The organism is Leucobacter rhizosphaerae, from assembly GCF_022919175.1.
GTDB classification, from domain to species: domain Bacteria; phylum Actinomycetota; class Actinomycetes; order Actinomycetales; family Microbacteriaceae; genus Leucobacter; species Leucobacter rhizosphaerae.
This window is the reverse complement of record NZ_CP095043.1, coordinates 2,761,359-2,779,652: the sequence shown is the minus strand read 5'-3', so window position 1 is coordinate 2,779,652 and position 18,294 is coordinate 2,761,359. Positions and strand designations below refer to the sequence as shown.

Annotated in this window: 14 protein-coding genes and 1 pseudogene; 7 read left to right on the top strand and 8 right to left on the bottom strand. The window is 68.4% G+C overall.

The annotated features are described in order from the left end of the window. Positions 1-20: 20 nt before the first annotated feature. Positions 21-884: a glucose-1-phosphate thymidylyltransferase RfbA gene (gene rfbA / locus MUN76_RS12820; RefSeq protein ID WP_244685180.1), complete on the bottom strand. Its 864-nt coding sequence runs from the start codon at positions 882-884 to the stop codon at positions 21-23. 89 nt (positions 885-973) lie between these two features. On the opposite strand from rfbA, the gene MUN76_RS12815 reads away from it, so the two are divergent. The 4 genes and pseudogenes from MUN76_RS12815 to MUN76_RS12800 all read left to right on the top strand — a co-directional run bounded on the left by MUN76_RS12815 (position 974) and on the right by MUN76_RS12800 (position 5,379). Next, positions 974-1,864: a glycosyltransferase gene (locus MUN76_RS12815; RefSeq protein ID WP_244685178.1), complete on the top strand. Its 891-nt coding sequence runs from the start codon at positions 974-976 to the stop codon at positions 1,862-1,864. After that, a complete protein-coding gene (locus tag MUN76_RS12810) occupies positions 1,824-2,930 on the top strand; it encodes an acyltransferase family protein (RefSeq protein WP_244685176.1) in 1,107 nt (368 codons plus the stop codon). Before MUN76_RS12815 ends, MUN76_RS12810 begins: the two co-directional genes overlap by 41 nt. Before the next feature lie 54 nt (positions 2,931-2,984). Then, positions 2,985-3,986 (top strand): dTDP-glucose 4,6-dehydratase, encoded by a 1,002-nt coding sequence (gene rfbB, locus MUN76_RS12805; protein ID WP_244685174.1) that lies wholly within the window; start codon positions 2,985-2,987, stop codon positions 3,984-3,986. Further along, positions 3,986-5,379, top strand: a pseudogene (locus MUN76_RS12800) (sugar nucleotide-binding protein). Before rfbB ends, MUN76_RS12800 begins: the two are co-directional and overlap by 1 nt. Positions 5,380-5,442: 63 nt before the next feature. On the opposite strand, the gene MUN76_RS12795 reads toward MUN76_RS12800, so the two are convergent. The 3 genes from MUN76_RS12795 to MUN76_RS12785 all read right to left on the bottom strand — a co-directional run bounded on the left by MUN76_RS12795 (position 5,443) and on the right by MUN76_RS12785 (position 10,189). Next, positions 5,443-7,113: an LTA synthase family protein gene (locus MUN76_RS12795; RefSeq protein WP_244685173.1), complete on the bottom strand. Its 1,671-nt coding sequence runs from the start codon at positions 7,111-7,113 to the stop codon at positions 5,443-5,445. Between the two features lie 199 nt (positions 7,114-7,312). Continuing rightward, the gene (locus MUN76_RS12790; protein WP_244688787.1) at positions 7,313-8,725 is read right to left on the bottom strand and encodes an LCP family protein; all 1,413 of its coding nucleotides are present in this window, start codon (positions 8,723-8,725) and stop codon (positions 7,313-7,315) included. 147 nt (positions 8,726-8,872) lie between these two features. Beyond that, on the bottom strand, positions 8,873-10,189 hold the full coding sequence (locus MUN76_RS12785; protein WP_244685171.1) for an LCP family protein: 1,317 nt from the start codon (positions 10,187-10,189) through the stop codon (positions 8,873-8,875). 265 nt (positions 10,190-10,454) lie between these two features. Between MUN76_RS12785 and MUN76_RS12780 the strand changes: the two genes are divergently transcribed. Continuing rightward, on the top strand, positions 10,455-11,555 hold the full coding sequence (locus MUN76_RS12780) for a glycosyltransferase (RefSeq protein WP_244685169.1): 1,101 nt from the start codon (positions 10,455-10,457) through the stop codon (positions 11,553-11,555). 90 nt (positions 11,556-11,645) lie between these two features. Here MUN76_RS12780 and MUN76_RS12775 read toward each other — a convergent pair whose 3' ends face one another. From MUN76_RS12775 to MUN76_RS12760, 4 genes are all read right to left on the bottom strand, one after another. Then, positions 11,646-12,860, bottom strand: coding sequence for an MFS transporter (locus MUN76_RS12775; RefSeq protein ID WP_244685167.1), 1,215 nt, complete (start codon positions 12,858-12,860; stop codon positions 11,646-11,648). Between the two features lies 1 nt (position 12,861). After that, positions 12,862-13,374 carry a 5-(carboxyamino)imidazole ribonucleotide mutase gene (purE, locus tag MUN76_RS12770; RefSeq protein ID WP_244685165.1) on the bottom strand — a complete coding sequence of 171 codons (513 nt, stop codon included), beginning with the start codon at positions 13,372-13,374 and terminating at the stop codon, positions 12,862-12,864. Positions 13,375-13,397: 23 nt separating this feature from the next. Then, a complete protein-coding gene (locus MUN76_RS12765; protein WP_244685163.1) occupies positions 13,398-14,546 on the bottom strand; it encodes a 5-(carboxyamino)imidazole ribonucleotide synthase in 1,149 nt (382 codons plus the stop codon). A gap of 176 nt (positions 14,547-14,722) precedes the next feature. Further along, on the bottom strand, positions 14,723-15,646 hold the full coding sequence (locus tag MUN76_RS12760) for an endonuclease domain-containing protein (protein ID WP_244685161.1): 924 nt from the start codon (positions 15,644-15,646) through the stop codon (positions 14,723-14,725). 420 nt (positions 15,647-16,066) lie between these two features. Between MUN76_RS12760 and MUN76_RS12755 the strand changes: the two genes are divergently transcribed. Further along, complete coding sequence (locus tag MUN76_RS12755) at positions 16,067-17,752, top strand: DHA2 family efflux MFS transporter permease subunit (protein WP_244685159.1); 1,686 nt, start codon at positions 16,067-16,069, stop codon at positions 17,750-17,752. Between the two features lie 9 nt (positions 17,753-17,761). After that, on the top strand, positions 17,762-18,286 hold the full coding sequence (locus tag MUN76_RS12750; protein WP_244685157.1) for a MarR family winged helix-turn-helix transcriptional regulator: 525 nt from the start codon (positions 17,762-17,764) through the stop codon (positions 18,284-18,286). Positions 18,287-18,294: the final 8 nt, after the last annotated feature.

Here is an 18,294-nt window from a genome sequence, read left to right as displayed (position 1 = left end):
CCCGCGCGGAATGTGCTCGATCAGTTCGCGATGAGATTGGACAGGTACCGGCCGTACCCGCTCTTCTGCAACGGTGCGGCGAGCTGTTCCAGCTCGTCGTCGCTGATCCAGCCGTTGCGCCAGGCCACTTCCTCCACGCAGCCCACTTTGAACCCCTGGCGATCCTCGATGACACGGACGTACTCGGACGCCTGCATCATCGACTCGAAGGTGCCGGTGTCGAGCCAGGCGGTGCCACGATCAAGGGTCTGCACGGAGAGCGTGCCCGCGTTCAGATAGGCCTCGTTCACCGTGGAGATCTCCAGCTCGCCGCGGGCGCTGGGGGTGATGGTCTTCGCGATCCGCACGACGTCGTTGTCGTAGAAGTACAGACCGGGCACCGCGTAGTTGCTCTTCGGCTGGGCGGGCTTCTCCTCGATCGAGACCGCACGCATGTCCGCGTCGAACTCGACGACACCGTACGCTGCGGGATCGGCGACGTGATACGCGAACACGACGGCTCCCTCGACCTCGGTGTGCTTGCGCAGGTTCGAGCCCAGCCCGACCCCGTGGAAGATGTTGTCGCCGAGCACCAGCGCCACGCTGTCGTCGCCGATGAATTCCTCGCCGATGATGAAGGCCTGCGCAAGGCCGTCCGGAGACGGCTGCACCGCGTACTCGAGACGCATGCCGAGGTGGGAGCCGTCGCCGAAGAGCGCGCGGAACTGGTCGTTGTACTCGGGGGTGGTGATGATCAGCACCTCGTTGATGCCGGCCATCATCAGCGTCGAGAGGGGGTAGTAGACCATCGGCTTGTCGTAGATCGGCATGAGCTGTTTGGAGATGCCCTTGGTGATCGGCCACAGACGAGTTCCGGATCCCCCGGCGAGAATGATGCCCTTCATGGGTCACTTCCTTTCAACAGCTCAGCGGACAGTCTAGCTTGGGGCCGCTGAGGGCATCGGCGCCATCGCACGCGAGTAGACTTGCTGTCATGACCGTCGCCGAGCACTCGCGGGATTCGGGGACCCCGTCGACCGCCGTCATCACGGTGAGCTACGGATCGGGAGAGGTCCTCGCCCCGTTCCTGGCCAGTCTCCGGGAGTTCCACGGCACGGTCCTGCCCGTGGTGGTCGTGGACAACAATCCGGACCACGAGAACGTCCGCGAGATCGCGGAGTCCTTCGGCGCGCGGTATGTCCCTCTTCCCGACAACCCCGGCTACGGCGCAGGCATGAACGCCGGCGTCCAGGCGCTCGACCGCACACCAGACGCCCTGCTGTTTTGCAACCCCGACGTGCTGTTCATCGAGGAGACGGTGGGGACGCTCGCGCGCGCGCTCTGGGCGGAGCCGACGATCGGCTCCATCGGCCCCCGACTGCTGGACCCCGACGGCACGACGTATCCATCCGCTCGCAACCTCCCCTCGCTCGGCACCGGCGTGGGGCACGCGTTGCTCGGGCGCATCTGGAAGCGCAACCCCTGGACGCGGGCGTACCAGAACGCCGCTGCCTACGACGCGCCGCGCGCCGCGGGATCGCTCTCCGGTGCCGCAGTCATGGTGCGGGGAGATCTCTTCCGACGTCTCGGCGGATGGGACGAGGCATACTTCATGCATTTCGAGGACATCGACCTCGGCTTCCGCGTCGGTCTCGCCGGATTCGAGAACCGCTACGAGCCTGGGGTGGCCGTCGTGCACTCCGGGGCGCACTCGACCCGCAAGCACGCGGTGGTCGTGGAACGCGCGATGACCGACAGCGCCGTCCGCTTCATGTCCAAGCGGTACTCGGGTCGCTGGAACGCTCCGGTCAGGTGGGCGATCACCGGGGCGCTGCGCGTGCGCGGTGCCCTCCGGGTGCGGTCCGCACGACGAGCGGGGGCGTGACATCACTCCCCCGCTCGCGGCTCCCACGGCTCGCTTCACCTCGAATCTGCAGGCCATCCGCATCATCGCAGCGTTTCTGATCCTGCTGCGGCACTCGTTCGTGGTGCTGGGGGACGACAGCCCGCTCGCCGGCGTGCGCATCCCCTCGATCGGGATCTGGGTCTTCTTCACGATCTCCGGATATCTACTGCCCGGATCCTGGGTGCGCCATCCGCACCTCGGGCACTTCCTGCGAGCGAGACTGCGGCGACTCATGCCGAGCCTCGCCGTGGTGGTCGCCGCCTCGGCGCTCATCCTGGGTCCGATTCTCTCGTGGTTGCCCGCGAGCGACTACTTCTCCCACCCGACGACCTGGGCGTACTTCAGCAACCTCGTCTTCCAGCCGAGCTACTTCCTGCCCGGGGTCTTCGAGGACAACCCCTATCCGAACGCCGTCAACGGATCGATCTGGTCGCTCCCGCCGCAGGCACTCACCTACGCGCTCATCCCCATCGTCTTCCTCATGAAGGCTCGCGGCTGGCGGATCGCCGGCTGGGCGGCGCTGCTGGCGTTCGCCGTGTGGGACAACCTCAACGGCACGTTCGAGCAGACCGTCGTGTGGGGCAGCAACGTTTCCCAGGCCCTCATCGTCATCGGCTTTTTCGCGGCCGGTGCGCTGATCCGCGAGCTGCGGGTCCCGCTCCGCCTCTCGGTCACCGCAGTCCTCGTCGTACTGCTCATCATCGGAATGGCGCTGCTGCCCGGCGCGAACTACCTGCTGATGTGCCTCGTCATCCCGTACGGCATCATCACGATCTCCCTGCAGTCGTGGCCGGGACTCCGCGCGGTGAACCGTTTCCCGGACATCTCCTACGGCGTGTTCCTCGTCGGATTCCCCGTGCAGCAGACCGTCATCGCGACGCTTCCCGACATCAATCCCTACCTCAGCATCGGGTTGACCGTCGTGGTGTCGACCGTGCTGGCCCTGTTCCTGGAGCTCTGCGTCGACCGACCGATCGTGCGCGCCGCGGCGCGGCGATCGCGGCGGAAGGCGTCCGACCGGGATGCTGCCAGCGGGAGTAATTAGGATAGAACGGGACGCCAGCCGTTGGTGTCTCTCGATTCACGCAGGAGGACCAACGTGGCCCGCAAGATTCTCGTCACCGGGGCAGCCGGATTCATCGGCTCGAATTTCGTGCACTACCTGGTGGCGAACACCGACGACATCGTGACGGTCATCGACAAGTTCACCTACGCGGGCAACGAGGCCTCGCTCGCGGGGCTGCCCGCCGAGCGCGTGACCGTCGTTCGAGGCGATATCTGCGACGCGGCACTCGTCGACACGCTCGTCGCGGACGCCGACATCGTGGTGCATTACGCCGCAGAGTCGCACAACGACAACTCGCTGCACGATCCGAAGCCGTTCCTCGACACGAACATCATCGGCACGTACACGCTGCTCGAGGCCGTGCGACGCCACGGGAAGCGCTACCACCACATTTCGACCGACGAGGTGTACGGCGACCTGGAGCTCGACGATCCCGAGCGGTTCACCGAGTCCACGCCGTACAACCCGTCATCGCCCTATTCGTCGACCAAGGCAGGGTCCGATCTGCTCGTGCGCGCGTGGGTGCGCTCCTTCGACGTGCAGGCCACCATCTCGAACTGCTCGAACAACTACGGGCCGCGCCAGCACGTGGAGAAGTTCATCCCGCGTCAGATCACGAACATCCTCGTGGGCGAGCGGCCGAAGCTGTACGGCGAGGGGCTCAACGTGCGCGACTGGATCCATGCGGACGACCACTCGTCGGCCGTGCTCCGCATCATCGAGGCAGGCCGCATCGGCGAGACCTACCTCATCGGTGCGGACGGTGAGCAGAACAACCGCGACGTGCTGGAGATGATCCTCGTCGGCATGGGACAACCCGCCGACGCCTACGATCACGTCGTCGACCGTCCCGGACACGACCTCCGCTACGCCATCGACTCGACCAAGCTGCGCACGGAGCTCGGCTGGCAGCCGTCCTTCCCCGACTTTGCGCAGGGACTCGCTGCGACCATCGACTGGTACCGCGACAACGAAGCCTGGTGGCAACCCCAGAAGGCCGCCACCGAAGCGAAGTACAAGGAGCAGGGGCAGTAATGGCGGCGAAGACCCTCGCGTTGCGCGAGACGACGATCCCGGGCCTCGTGCTCCTCGACCTGCCCGTGCACGGCGACAATCGCGGCTGGTTCAAGGAGAACTGGCAGCGCGAGAAGATGACCGCGCTCGGGCTGCCGGACTTCGGCCCGGTGCAGAACAACATCTCGTTCAACGATCAGCGGGGCGCGACGCGGGGCATCCACGCCGAGCCGTGGGACAAGTTCGTCTCGGTGGCCACGGGCAAGATCTTCGGAGCGTGGGTCGACCTGCGCGAGGGAGACAGCTTCGGCACCGTCTTCACGGCCGAGCTCGACCCTTCCACCGCGATCTTCGTGCCCCGGGGGTCGGCAACTCCTACCAGACGCTCGAGGACAACACGGCGTACGTGTACCTCGTCAATGCGCACTGGAGCGCCGAGGCACAGGGTGAGTACACCTTCCTGAACCTGGCGGATTCCACGGCGGCGATCGACTGGCCGATCCCGCTCGCGGAGGCCGAGCGCTCGGACAAAGACCTCGCGCACCCGGAACTCGGCGATGTCGTTCCGATGCAGCCCAAGCGCACGCTCGTGCTGGGCGCGAACGGCCAGCTCGGGACCGCGCTCCGCGACGCGCTGCCCTCCGCGGACTTCGCGGGCCGCGACCGGGTCGACCTCGGCGCGGCGGATCCGTTCTCGGACCTGCGCTGGGCCGACTACGACACGGTCATCAACGCGGCAGCTTATACGAAAGTCGATGAGGCGGAGACCGCCGACGGGCGCCCCGACGCCTGGGCGGCGAATGTCACCGGCCCCGCGGCGCTGGCTCGCGCCGCCACGGAGCACGGGCTGACCGTGGTGCACGTGTCGAGCGACTACGTCTTCGATGGCTCGCACGAACGCTACTCCGAGTCGGACGCCGTCGCGCCCTTGGGTGTCTACGGCCAGACGAAGGCGGCGGGAGACGCCGCGATCACCACGGTGCCGCGCCACTACATCGTGCGGACCAGCTGGGTGATCGGCGAGGGCAACAACTTCGTCCGCACGATGGCGTCGCTCGCCGAGCGCGGCATCGATCCCAGTGTGGTCGACGATCAGATCGGCCGGCTGAGCTTCACCGAGGACATCGCGGCTGGGATCGTCCACCTCCTGAACACCCGGCCCGCCTACGGCACCTACAACCTCACGAACGAGGGGCCCGCCACCTCGTGGGCCGATATCGCGAAGCGCGTGTACGAGGCGACCGGTCACGATGCCGCGCGGGTGACCGGCATCTCGACGGCCGAGTACTTCGCCGGCAAGCAGGTGGCCCCGCGGCCACTGCACAGCACGCTCGATCTCGACAAGATCGAGTCGACGGGGTTCACGCCGCGCGACTGGGACGACGCGCTCGCGGCCTATCTCTCCCGGCAGTAGGGTCGAGAACGCCCTGCTCGCGGTACTCGACGCCGCGAGCAGGGTCACCGGAGCTCGCGTGCGCTAGCGCTCCTCCGCGCGCACCGCGGTGGTCCGATCCCCGGGCGAGCTCCATAACCGTTCGTAGAGCTCCGCAGACCGCGACTGGATGAGCTCCTCGTAGTCCGCATCAGACAAGTCGAGCATCGTGCGTCCGTCCGTGGAGGTCAGCCGAGCCGACACTCCGATACCGGCACGGCCGTCCTCGCGCCCGAGACCGAGCACGTCGAGCAGCGTCGCGTAGACGCTGAGCTGGTCGATGTGCTCGCGGGCGATGGAGACGCCGCCGGGAACCCAAAGGCGGTTGAACAGCGGACGTTCCGGCAGATCGTACAGCTCCTCCCGGAAGGAAGCGCCCTCCCCCACCATCTTCGGGTGGTCACCCGTGATGAAGACGACCGTGTCGTCGAGGTACCCCTGCTCATCCAGGTAGTCGACGAATCCCGCGACGCTGCTCATCGAGCAGTGGACGACCGAGACCATCTCGTCTTCCGAGGAGAGGGGGCAGTTGTCGTAGCGGTGCACGGGCTCGTGCGCATCGAGCGTGAGGACCGAGAGGTGGAACGGTTGATCCGCCTCGTGCAGGCGGGTCACCTGCTCCTTCGCGTGGTCCATCAAGCGCGAATCCGAGAGCCCCCACGGCCCGAGGTCGGCTTCGGCCTCGTGCTCCCAGGTCGTGAGGTCCATGACCTCGTCGTAACCGTGGCTGGTGAGGAAGTTCTCCTTCGATGCGAAGCTCGCATCGGCGCCCCCCATGAAGACGCTGTGGTATCCCGCATCGGTGAGCACGTCGCCCAGACATGTCGCGCCGGGCATGTATCGGTCCGAACCATCGCCGATGTCGTTCGAGTTGATGTCGCTCTCGCTGATGCCCGCGCCGCGCAGCGGGATCCCGCACTCGGTGCCGACGATGCCCGCCATGGTCCAGCCCCCGCCCTTGTACACGTCGAACGGCTCGAATCGGGACCAGCCCTTCGTGGCGTTCTGCAGAGGCTCCAGCATGTTCAGCTCGAAGAGGTCGTCGTCGCCGAGCGACTCCTCGCCGGATTCGATGTAGATGGTGATGAGATTCAGCGGCTTCGCATCTCCGGTCGCGGCAGAGATGGGCAGCGCACCCACCTCCGGATCGACGACGTAGTCCTCCATCGTCCACGGGCTGAACGTCGACCGGAGGTACTGCGGAGCTCCCACGGCCTGCGCGAACACGGCGACCCCCACGAGGCAGGCGGTGATCGCGGCGAGCGGACGCACCCACCCGAACCGTCGCCGCCCGGGGAGGTGACGCTGAGACGGCACCCGATCGGTCCCGCGTTCCCGGGCACGGGCACGACTGCGCCGCACCAGCAGCAACAGCACGGCGAGTACGGCGACGGCCGCGAGCGGGATCACCAGCGCGGAGGCCACGAAGGTTGAGATGTACCCCTCCTCCGCCCCGGTGACCTCCCCGCCGCCGGCGCCCGGCAGATGCATGAGCATCTGGTCGACGGAGATCGGGCCGAAGGTCTGCGAAATCCACACCGCGGCGCCCAGCAGCACGGCGCCGATCGCCGTCAGCAACCACCCGAGTGTCGCCCAGATGATGCGACGCACGCGCGCGGCGGCGCGCGGGGCCTCGATCCGGGGCGTCGACGGCTGCCCAGCATTCGACGACGCGTGAGACGCGCTGTCAGTCGTTCCGGGGCCTGTGTCGCTCATGCATACCGCTTCCATCATTCCCGGTGTCGAAGTTCGACACCCGGCACGAAAAAACGAGCTTAGCTTTCCGACCTTGATGCACCCTGGACACGCGTCGGCCATCCGACCGTCACCGGGCGTTCACTGGCAGGGCGACGAGGCACGCTCCGGCCGCTCGCACCGGCGAACGAGCGACGAACGACCCGCGAACAGCGTCGCGCTACTCGGCCTCCTGCGGCGGCGACGCCGCCGCGACCGCGTCGGCCACCATCTGGTGCACGAGCGCGTAATCGACGTACTCCGGGTCGATCGCCGGCGGGGCGATCTCCACACTGACCGGGGTGTGGTCCTTCGCGCGCGCCGCGAGGTCGACGAACCGGCCCAGCATGGACTCCGGGATATCGGTCTTGACCAGTTCCGATCCCGCACCCGCCAATTCCTGGAACCGGAGCAGCACGTTCGCCGGATTCATCTGCGCGAGGATCGCCGCTTGCAGCTGGCGTTGATGCTGCATGCGATCGAAGTCGCCGTTCGCGAGGCCGTGCCGCACCCGGGCGAACATGAGTGCGTACTCGCCGTTCAGCGTCTGCACTCCCGGCTCGATGTACGAGTCGCCCTCGACCCACTCGCCGGTGTACGGGTCCTCGTACCCACCGAGCGGGATCGGCTGCTGCACGTCGACCGTGACACCGCCGAGTGCGTCGATCAGGCTCGAGAAGCCCGCCATGTCGATGAGCACGTAGAACTGCACGTCGAGACCGGTCGCACCCGACACCGCATCCTTCATCGCCTCGATGCCGGGAGTGGAGCCCTGCGACGTCGCCTCCGCGAACATCCCCTCGTACGAGGGCGATCCCGAGTCCGAGAGTTCCGTGATCATGGCGTTGAGATACCCGGTCGTGAAGCAGTACCCGTCGCCCTCGTAGTTGTTGGTGGGGCTGCAGAACCCGTCGGGGTACACGGGGTAGAGCGGCGAGGCCTCATCGAACGGCATCTGCGTGAGCTCTCGCGGGAGCCCCACGATGACGGACTGCCCGGTCTCTGCGTCGACACTCACGAGCGAGATGCTGTCGGGGCGCATGCCCTCCCGGTCCTCGCCCGGATCGACGCCCAGCAGCATGATGTTGTACCGGCCATCGACGGGCTCGACCGCGGGCGCCCCGCCTCCGAAGATGTCACTGAAGGCGCCGCGCGCGGAGCCGACGGTGACCGAGGCGTAGGCCGCCCCGGCGACCGGGAGCACGGTGAGGATCACCGACACGATCGCCACCGGCACGCGCCAGCCCGGAGTGACCTTGACGAGGCGGGCGAGCCGGAGGGTGTCGAAGCCGAGGATCAGCCACATGACGGCGTAGCCGAGGATCAGCCACTGCACGACGAGCAGCACGAGGCTGTTGGTGAAGACGGAGAGCGTCGCGGTGCGGAAGAACAGCAGCCCGATCACGCTGATCACCGCGATCAGGAGCATGAGGATCGTGGCGCCGAGCCCGAAGCGCCCGAGCTTCCGGTTGCCGGCGAGCACCTGCGCGCTGCCGGGAAACAGGAATCCGACGAGCACGAGCCACCGCGCCCGCTTGTTCATCAGCGGCGCGGAGTCCGTATCCGGATGACGCAGGGGGCGTTCCAAGTCCATCACGCTCACCCGCGCACCTTCCCTTCCGATGCCAGCCGCGCTGACGCACGTTCAACAGTAGGAGACCGAGACCTCACCTCACGCGAAACCCGCCGACAACACCGGAACGCGTCTGGACTTCGCGGCGCATTCCGCGCGCGGAGCCGCCTAGAAGACGGTCCGCCCCTGCGAGCAGGTCTGCGTGTCGGCGCGCTGTCCCGTGATCGTCGACGGCAATTGCACCGGAGCGTTCGGATCGACGGTCGGGTCCGTCGTCGCTGGCGCATTCGGGTCCGCAACCGCGTTCGGATCCACCTCCGCGTTCGGATCGACGGGTGCATTGGGGTCGACCACCGCGTTCGGGTCGGTGGCGGGATCGACCGGGACCTCCGCAGTGGTGTCCGCGACACCCTCGCCGACTGCCGTCACATCGAAGGCCTGTCCGCTCTTCAGCACGTCGAAGAGCGTCTGCGCCGCCACACGGTCGGGGGTCAGGCGCCCCGCCTCGTAGGGGTGCGTCGCTGACGGGTACTGCACGAAGTTGATGCTCTCGAGATCGATGTCCTTCACCGTGCCGGCCACCTGCTGCATGAACGACATGGTCGCCATGTTGCTCGACAGGGTCATGTTCTCGATGCCGGCTTTCGCGAGCCCGTAGACCTTCGCGGGATCGGAGAGCGTGTCGGCGCTCTTGAGCTCCCGCACGAGCGCGGACATGAAGACCTGCTGGTTGCTGATGCGGCTCGTGTCGCCGCCGTCGCCGACCCCGTGCCGGGTGCGGAGGAACTGCAGCGCCTCGCCGCCGACCAGGTTGTTGACGCCGGCCGGAAGATCGAGACCGGTGTACTCGTCGTAGATCGGCTGCGCGAGGCAGACGTCGATGCCCCCGAGCGCATTCGACACGCCGATGACGCCGTCGAACGTGATCATGCCGGCGTAGGGGATGTCCATGCCGGTGAGCTCGGAGATCGTCGCGACCACGCAGGGCAGACCCCCCACGCCCAGCGTGCTGTTGAGCTGCTGCTCGCTCATCGCGCTGTAGTAGTTGGGCTCGCCGTTCGGACCCGGGCAGCTCGGCACCGGCACCATGAGGTCGCGCGGGAAACTGACGACGGTCGCCCGCTGGTGATCTGCGCTCACGTGGAGCAGCAGGTTCACGTCGTTGAGCTCGCCCTCCTCGCCGTCATCGAGGGTCTGCCCGACTCGGCTGTCGGTGCCGACGAGCAGCACCGTCAGTTCTCCCTCGATGGAACTCGACCCGAGCCCGACCGCCTGCGCGACATCACCCGCTCCGCCGAGCTCCACCGTCTTCACGTCGTTGAACAGCCCGAGGAGCGAGTACGATACGGTGGCTATTCCGCTCAGCACCACGACGATGGCCGTCGTGAGCAGCAGACGACCGATGTTCGCCCACGAGTTCGACCGACGCAGTCTGCCATGCCGGGGGTTGGACGCACTCGTCCCTGCTCCGCCGTTCGTTGCCATGCATGTTCCCTACGTGATCGTGACGAGTGTCCTCAAGATCGGGACATCTCACCGAATGTAACCGATGCCTCTGAATATAGACTTAGAGGCCGGTGTCAAGAGGCCGACCTCTCGCGGCGTGGGGTGGTCGGCGGGGCCCTCCGTTCTACTACGCTTGCGTAACGGCTGTCTCGCAACTCCGCGTTCTTCAGGGTCGCGTCCGGAGAAATCCATACAATTGACCCGAGGGCACGCCAGTGCCATGACGCATGACTGAGGGAGGATCGTGGCGACGCTCACCCTGATTGCGGAACCGTTTCCCGACTGGGAGGCCCCGGTTCACGCCGTCGCTGCCCGCGATCTCGCTCGAGCCATCGCCGACACGGCGCCTCGGAGCTGCAGCGCGCGCTTCCTGCTCGCGAAGGGTTCCGCCGATCCCGAGCTGACCTCGCCGCTGATCCGCACCGAGTACCTCCCGTTCCGCGCGAACATGCTCCCGCTCATGTGGCAGAACGGCACGACGGCCCGCCCGCTCGACGGCGAGTTCGTGCACGCCCTGACCCCGCTCGTGCCCCTGCGCTCGCGCGGCGAGGACGACGGATCGCAGACCTCGGTCACCATCACCCACAGCATCGCCTGGGACGCCCCGGCGATCCTCGGCTCCTCGCAGGCCCGGCTGTACCGCGCGTACGTGCGCCGAGCCGTGCGTCTCGCGGACGTGATCCTCACGCCGACCCACGCCACGGCCCGCGTGCTGCAGGAGCACTACGGCGTCGACCTCCCCGTGCAGGTGATCCAGCTGGCCCCGCCCGTCGAATACCTGCGACCCGACGACGCCGTGGAGCGTCGCAGCGCACTCGGCCTCCCCGACCACTACGCGCTCACGACCGCGTCCCCGGGCGCGCACGGCCGCCTCGACTGGGTCTTCGACGCGCTGCGGGCGGATCCCGCGCTGCCGGGCGTCGTGGTGCTCGCGGGCGTCGACCCCGCGGAGGACGCGGGCGACGCGGGGATCGTGATCCCGGCGGAGCTGCAGCACCGGGTGCTCGTCGTCACGCCCCGAGACCTCCACGACGTCGGCGCGATCCTGAGCGGCGCATCGCTGCTCCTGCAGCCGCAGGACTTCGTGGGTGCGGGGTACACGCTGCTCGGCGCGCTGAGCGGTGCCGTGCCGGTGCTGCACTCCGGCCACCCGGCGGTCGACGAGATCGTGCTCGACGCCGGGCTCGGGACCACCAACGCGGGTGAGTTCGCCGCGGAGTTCAGCCGACTCTACCGGGATCCCAACTCGCTCACCCGGCTCGCCGTGCTGGCGCGGGATCGCAGCCGCGGCTTCAGCTGGCACGGTGCCGCGTGGCAGCTGTGGGAGACTCACGCGAACCTCTAGGAGGCTCGCCGTCGCGATGTCGCGGTGATCGCGCGCCGGTTCACGGCGTCGCCCGGTCACCGGCGCCACCCGATCACCGGCGTCGACGGTCTACGGCGTCGCCCGGTCGACACCCGCGATCCCGCCGTGCGAGCGCGCGTACCCCCAGGCCAGTGCCGCGGCGACGACCGTGACGCCGACGATGAGCGCGACCGTGCCGTTCCAGCCCGCCGCGGCGAACGCTGTGCCGCCGGCCCAGCCGAGCAGACTCGATCCCCCGTAGTATCCGAGGTTGTAGAGCGGCGGAGCCTGGCTGGCCCCCGGGCGCCCGGCAGCGCGTCGTCCGATGAGGCCGCTCGCGATCGAGTGGGCCCCGAAGAACCCCGCGGTGAAGAGCACCAGCCCGACGATGATCGCCCAGAGCGCGCTCGACATCGTGAGGCCGACGCCGCCGAGCATGATCGCCAGGCAGACGAGCAGCACCCCGGTCGGCGGCTGCCGCCGGGCAATGCGCCAGACCCAGTTGGAGGAGACCGCACCCGCGAGGTACGCGAGGAAGAGCCACGACACCTGCATGAGCGACAGATCGTAGGGCGGCTGCTCCAGCCGGAAGGCGAGCGTGTTGTACACCGCGACGAAGCCGCCCATCAACAGGAACGCCTGCAGCACCAACACCAGCACCCCGGGATTCCGAAGATTCGCGAGCAGCGCGCCGAGGATCCGAGCGCCCGGGGGCTGGGGTACGGCGGTGCGCGGGATCAGGATCAGGAACGCCACCGCGGCCAGTGCCGCCAGCACCGCGACGGCCGCGAGCCCGAGCCGCCACCCGAAGTGATCGGCGACCGCACCGGCCACCAGGCGGCCGGTGAGTCCACCGAGCGTGGTCCCGGCCACGTAGCTGCCGACGGCCGCACCGAGCGTGCGCGGGTGCACGGTCTCCGCGAGGGCGGTGACGGCGATGGCCGGCAGTCCGCCGAGCGCGAGGCCCTCGATCGCTCGGAGGGCGATCATCGTCTCGAAGGTCGGCGCGAACGGCACGGTGAGACCGAGCACCATCGCGGCCGCGGCCGCCCAGCGCATGGTCGCGACCCGGCCGAGGCGATCGGAGACGCGCGCCCACGGCAGCGTGCCGAGGGCGACCCCGATCGTCGTCGCGCCGATCACCCACGAGGACGAACCGGGATCGATGGCGAACTCGCGTCCGATCTGCGGCAGCAGCCCCTGCGGCGAGTACATCTGCGCCATGGTCGCGAGACCCGCGCAGAAGAGAGCGATGAGCGCGCGTCGATAGCGGGGCGAGCCCCGGTCCGCGCGCGGATCCGACACGCTACTCGGCGGCGACGCGCGCCTTGAGCGCCGTGTTCTTGTGCTCGACGACCGCGGTCAGCTCGTCGGCGTAGGCGTCGAGCTCCGCGGCGATCCCGGCGTCACTGGCGCCGAGGATGCGCACTGCGAGCAGGCCGGCGTTCTTCGCGCCGCCGATGGAGACGGTGGCGACCGGGATCCCGCCCGGCATCTGCACGATCGAGAGCAGGGAATCGAGCCCGTCGAGCTTCGCGAGGGGCACGGGGACCCCGATCACGGGGAGGGTCGTCATGGAGGCGACCATGCCCGGCAGGTGCGCGGCGCCACCGGCACCGGCGATGATCACCTTGAGGCCCCGACCCGCGGCCTCGCGCGCGTAGGAGACCATCTTGTCGGGGGTGCGGTGCGCGCTCACCACCTCGACCTCGTGGGCGATGCCGAACTCGCGCAGCACCTGCACGGCGTCGGCCATGACGGAGAAGTCGGAGTCGGAACCCATGATCACGCCGACGAGGGGCGCTGCGCTGTCTGCCATGCCCCTATCGTAGCCGCGACCCGCTAGTCGAACGCGCGCGCGGCGGCGAGCGCCTCGGCGCGCACGGTGTCGAGATCCTCACCCGTCACCGTGACGTGCCCGACCTTGCGACCCGGCCGCGGCTGCTTGTCGTAGCTGTGGAACTTGGCCCGCGGGTGCGCGGCGAGCGCCGCGGCATACCGCACGGGCATCGGGCCCTCTGCCGGCCCCCCGAGCACGTTCACCATCACAGCGGCGGAGGCGGTCATCGCCGTGTCGCCGAGGGGCAGGTCTGCGACCGCGCGCAGGTGCTGCTCGAACTGGCTGGTCACGGATCCCTCGATCGAGAAATGCCCCGAATTGTGGGGGCGCATCGCGAGCTCGTTCACCAGCACCCGGCCGTCGCGGGTCTCGAACATCTCGACGGCGAGCACCCCAGTCACCCCGACGCCCTCGGCGACGGTCTCGCCGATCTCCGCGGCGCGGGCGAGGGTCGCGGGATCGGCCACCGGCGCGGGCGCGAGCACCTCTGCGCAGACGCCGTCGCGCTGGATCGTCTCGACGACCGGCCAGGTGCGCGCGTCGCCGCTCGGGCGTCGCGCGACGAGCTGAGAGAGCTCGCGGGTGAAGTCGACGAGCTCCTCGGCCAGGAGCTGGCCCCCGCGGCCGTCCTCGGCGAGGGTGGCGAACCAGTCGCGCGCCTCGCCCGCGTCTGAGATGACGCGCACGCCCTTGCCGTCGTAGCCGCCGCGCGCGGTCTTCACAACGGCGCGCCCGCCGTGCGCGTCGAGGAAGGCCTGCAGCTCACCCTCGTCGGAGACGGCGGCCCAACTCGGGACCGGCACGCCGAGCTCTTCGAGCTTCTGGCGCATGAGGATCTTGTCCTGCGCGAACTGCAGAGCCTCGGGGCGCGGGTGCACTGCGACGCCGCGACGCTCGAGTTCGAGCAGGATCTCGTTCGGCACGTGCTCGTGGTCGAAGGTGACCACGTCAACGGTGTCGGCGAAGGCGTAGACGGTGTCGGGATCCCGGTAGTCCCCGACCGCGTCGGCGGCGCGGGCGGCGCTCGAGCCCTCGGTCTCCGCGAGCACGCTGATGCGCAGGCCCAGGTGGATCGCGGGCGGCACCATCATGCGCGCGAGCTGCCCGCCGCCGATGACGCCGATTCTGACACTGCCGCTCTCTGCACCCATGCTCCTATTCTGCCCTACCCGCGTTGCCCCGATCTTCCGTCTCTTCGGGGCCCCTCTGGCGGGGTCATTTTGGTGGGGTGCCGGGCGGCGTCCACCCCACCAAAGTGACCCCGCAACGGCGCACGAGGCTTCTTCGGCGCTCGGCCTTGGCCCGGGCTCGGCGTTGGCCCGCACTGCTACGACGCGTCGCGAATTGCCGACGCAAGACGCCTCAGAAATTCAGCAGGCTGGTGCATGTCTTTCGCCATGACTCGCAGCACTCGCCACCCGGCCTCGTACATGCGTTCACGTCTCTCAGCGTCATGACGCACCCGCTCGGGATCCACGAAGTGCTGGGCACCCTCGTACTCGATTGCGATCTTGAGACGGGGGTACCCGAGATCGGCATGCAAGACGCGACCGATCACTGGCACTGCGCAGTTCACCGTGGGTTCTGGAAACCCTGCACGAACAATCATCAGCCGGAGTTTGCTCTCCTGCGGCGAATCCACCGGACTTCGGAGAAGCGGGAGCACCCGTCTCCTCACGACTGATCCCGCGCTACGCGTGTGACGCGCCACCGCCGCCGAGAGTTGGTCCGGAAGCACCAGGGGATCATCGCGCGCGCCACCACCTCCACGGATCCGCTTCCCCGAGATCAAGAAATCACCCGCAGCGACGAGATCCCAGGGAGACAGCACCGCTGCAAGCTGGCACCAGACGTCAGCCGGCGACGGGACCCGGAGTCCACTCACGAGCGCCCACTCGAGAACCCCGGCCTTCACCCGATGCCCCAGCACATCGACGCGTCTGGGCGCCCGGCGTGGGGAGAAAGACGCGACATCGATCCGCTGGCCTGGCGGGAGCGGGCAAGGAATGCCCCAGATGAGCGCCGCGGATCTCCGCGAGAGGAAGTCCTCGTCGCGGAGTGCCTGCCCCAGGGCCAGGCACCGATCGACATACGTCGCGGGATCCAGCTCGGACTCAGGGTGGAGCACGATTCCGCGTCCGATCCTTCTGATGTCGCTCGCCTCGAGTCGATTGCGTGAGATTCCTGCGCGCCGAAGCTCACCCACGCGGTGTGCGCCCGGTTCGAAGTCGATTGGCGCTCGCTCGGTCATCCTCTGAGTGTGAGTCTGCGAGGCAACGTCCGAGCACGTCGAAATCGATCTGTGGATATCTGTGAACCCGGCTCGCGTGTGGGCGTTGGCTCGGCAAGGACGTTGCGGGGTCAGTTGTGCGCAGTGCTGGGCGGCTGACACCCCGCCAAAGTGACCCTGCAGCGGAGGGAGACGGGAATTGGCGTCAGGGGCTGGAGCGGGGGCGGGGCTGGAGGGGGAAGGCGCGAACGGGAGGGGGAAAGGCGGGGCGGGAGGGGGAAAGGCGCGAACGGGATGGGGCGTGGGACAGGGCGTGGGACCCGGACCGGGCGGGATCCCACGCCGGGCGCGATCCAGCCCCGATAGTTGACACAGGTCAACAACCGACCTATAGTTGATCTTCGTCAACTAACCAGCAGCACGAAGGATCCCGCCCCTCAGATGACTCAGACTCCCGCCCGCACGAAGACCCCCGCCGAAGGTGTGCTCACCGGCCGCGCGAAGAACCTCGCGCTCACCGGCATCTTCATGAGCATGGCCGTCTCCATGCTCTCGATGACCGTGGTCGGCACCTCCATGCCGATCATCATCGCCGACATCAACGGCAACCAGGCGGCCTTCACCTGGGTCGTGACCGGCACCATGCTCGCCTCGGCCATCTCGACGCCGATCTGGGGCAAGCTCGCCGACCTCACTAGCAAGAAGGTGCTGCTGCAGCTCTCGCTGATTCTCTTCACGGTCGGCTCCGCGCTCGCGGGCACGGCGCAGGATCCGGGCTGGCTCATCGCCTTCCGCGTGCTGCAGGGCCTGGGCGCGGGCGGCCTCGGCGCGCTCGGTCAGATCGTGCTCGCCGAGATCATCAGCCCGCGCGAGCGCGGCAAGTACATGGGCATCATGGGCGCCATCATGGCCGTCTCCACGGTCGGCGGCCCGCTGCTCGGCGGTGCGATCACCGACGCCTTCGGCTGGCGCTGGAACTTCTACGTCGCCGCCCCGGTGGCGATCGTCGCGATCATCGTGCTGCAGCGCACGCTCCACCTCCACACCGAGAGGCGCAAGATCAAGATCGATTACGCGGGTGCGACGCTCATCTCCGTCGGCTTCTCGAGCCTCCTGATCTGGGTCACGCTCGGCGGGTCGAGCTTCGACTGGTGGTCCTGGCAGACCGCCCTCATGGTCGGCGGCTCCCTCGCGGCACTCGTCGCGGCCGTCTTCGTCGAGCTCCGCGCCGAGGAGCCGCTCATCCCGATGACGCTCTTCAAGAACCGCACCTTCACGATGTCGGTCCTCGCGAGCATCGCGGTCGGCCTCGCCATGTTCGGCACCTCGGTGTTCCTCGGCCAGTACATGCAGCTCGCGCGCGGCAAGACCCCGACCGAGTCGGGCCTGCTCACCATTCCGATGATGGCGGGTGTGCTGCTCGCGTCGACGCTCGTGGGGCAGCTGATCACACGCACCGGCAAGTGGAAGCGCTACATGGTCGCGGGATCCATCATCATGTTCATCGGCCTCATCATGATGGGCCAGCTCCGCTACGATACCTCGTTCTGGTTCGTCGGGATCTCGATGTTCATCCTCGGCTCGGGCGTCGGCATGTGCATGCAGAACCTCGTGCTGGTCGTGCAGAACACCGTCGCCCCGACGCAGCTCGGCGTCGCGAGCTCGGCCGTCACGTTCTTCCGCACCATCGGCGGCACCGCGGGCATGTCCGCCATGGGCGCGCTGCTCGCCACCCAGGTGGTCACGTACATCAAGGAGGAGCTCGCGAAGCTCAGCCCGGATCAGCTCGCGGGTGCCGAGCACCTCGCGGGCGGCACGATCCCGAAGCTCGCCGAGCTGTCGGAACCGCTCCGGCTCGTCATCGAGAGCGCATACGGGCACGGGATCGGCAACGTCTTCCTCGCCGCTTCCCCCGTCGCCATCATCGCGATCGTCGCGATCGCCCTGCTGCCCAACATTCCCCTGAGCACGCAGAGCAACGCCGAGAAGCTCGCGGAGCAGCGCGCCGCCGGCGACACCGCGGATGAAGCGCCCGCCTCCAGCGAGTCCGTGGGCATCGAGCTCGACGGTGCACTGACGCCGGAACCGCCGCGCACGGGGCAGATCCCGCGCGTCTCAGGGCGTTAGGCTCGAGGGATGCCGGATCGACAGCCGCCCGCGGCCAGCGACGATACGATCGCCGACGACACGATCGCCGAGATCATCGCCGAGTTCTCTCAGGTGTTCGCGTTCGCGCGGACGCGCTGGGCCCGCTACGCCGAGGACGTGCACCCGGATCTGCGGGGCGTGGGCATGATGGTGCTGCAGACGATCCTGCGCAAGGGACCGATCACCGCGACCGAGCTCAGCCAGATGCTCGATATGGACAAGGCCGTGGTGAGTCGCCAGGTGTCGAAGCTGCGCGAGCTCGGGTTCATCGACGCGCAGCCCGCGGCGGACGACCGCCGGGTGTTCCTGCTCACCCCGAGCTCGACCGCCCGCGTCGCGCTCGACGAGCTGCACGCGCAGACCGCGGACGCCTACCAGCAGCGCTTCGAGGGCTGGCGGGGCGACGAGCTCGAGCAGCTCCGCGCGGCGCTGCACCGGTTCAACGGCGCAGCGCCCGCGGGCGCTGACGGTCCAGCACGTCGCTGCGCCCGGCCGCACGAGACGTCGGAGTAGGCGGGACG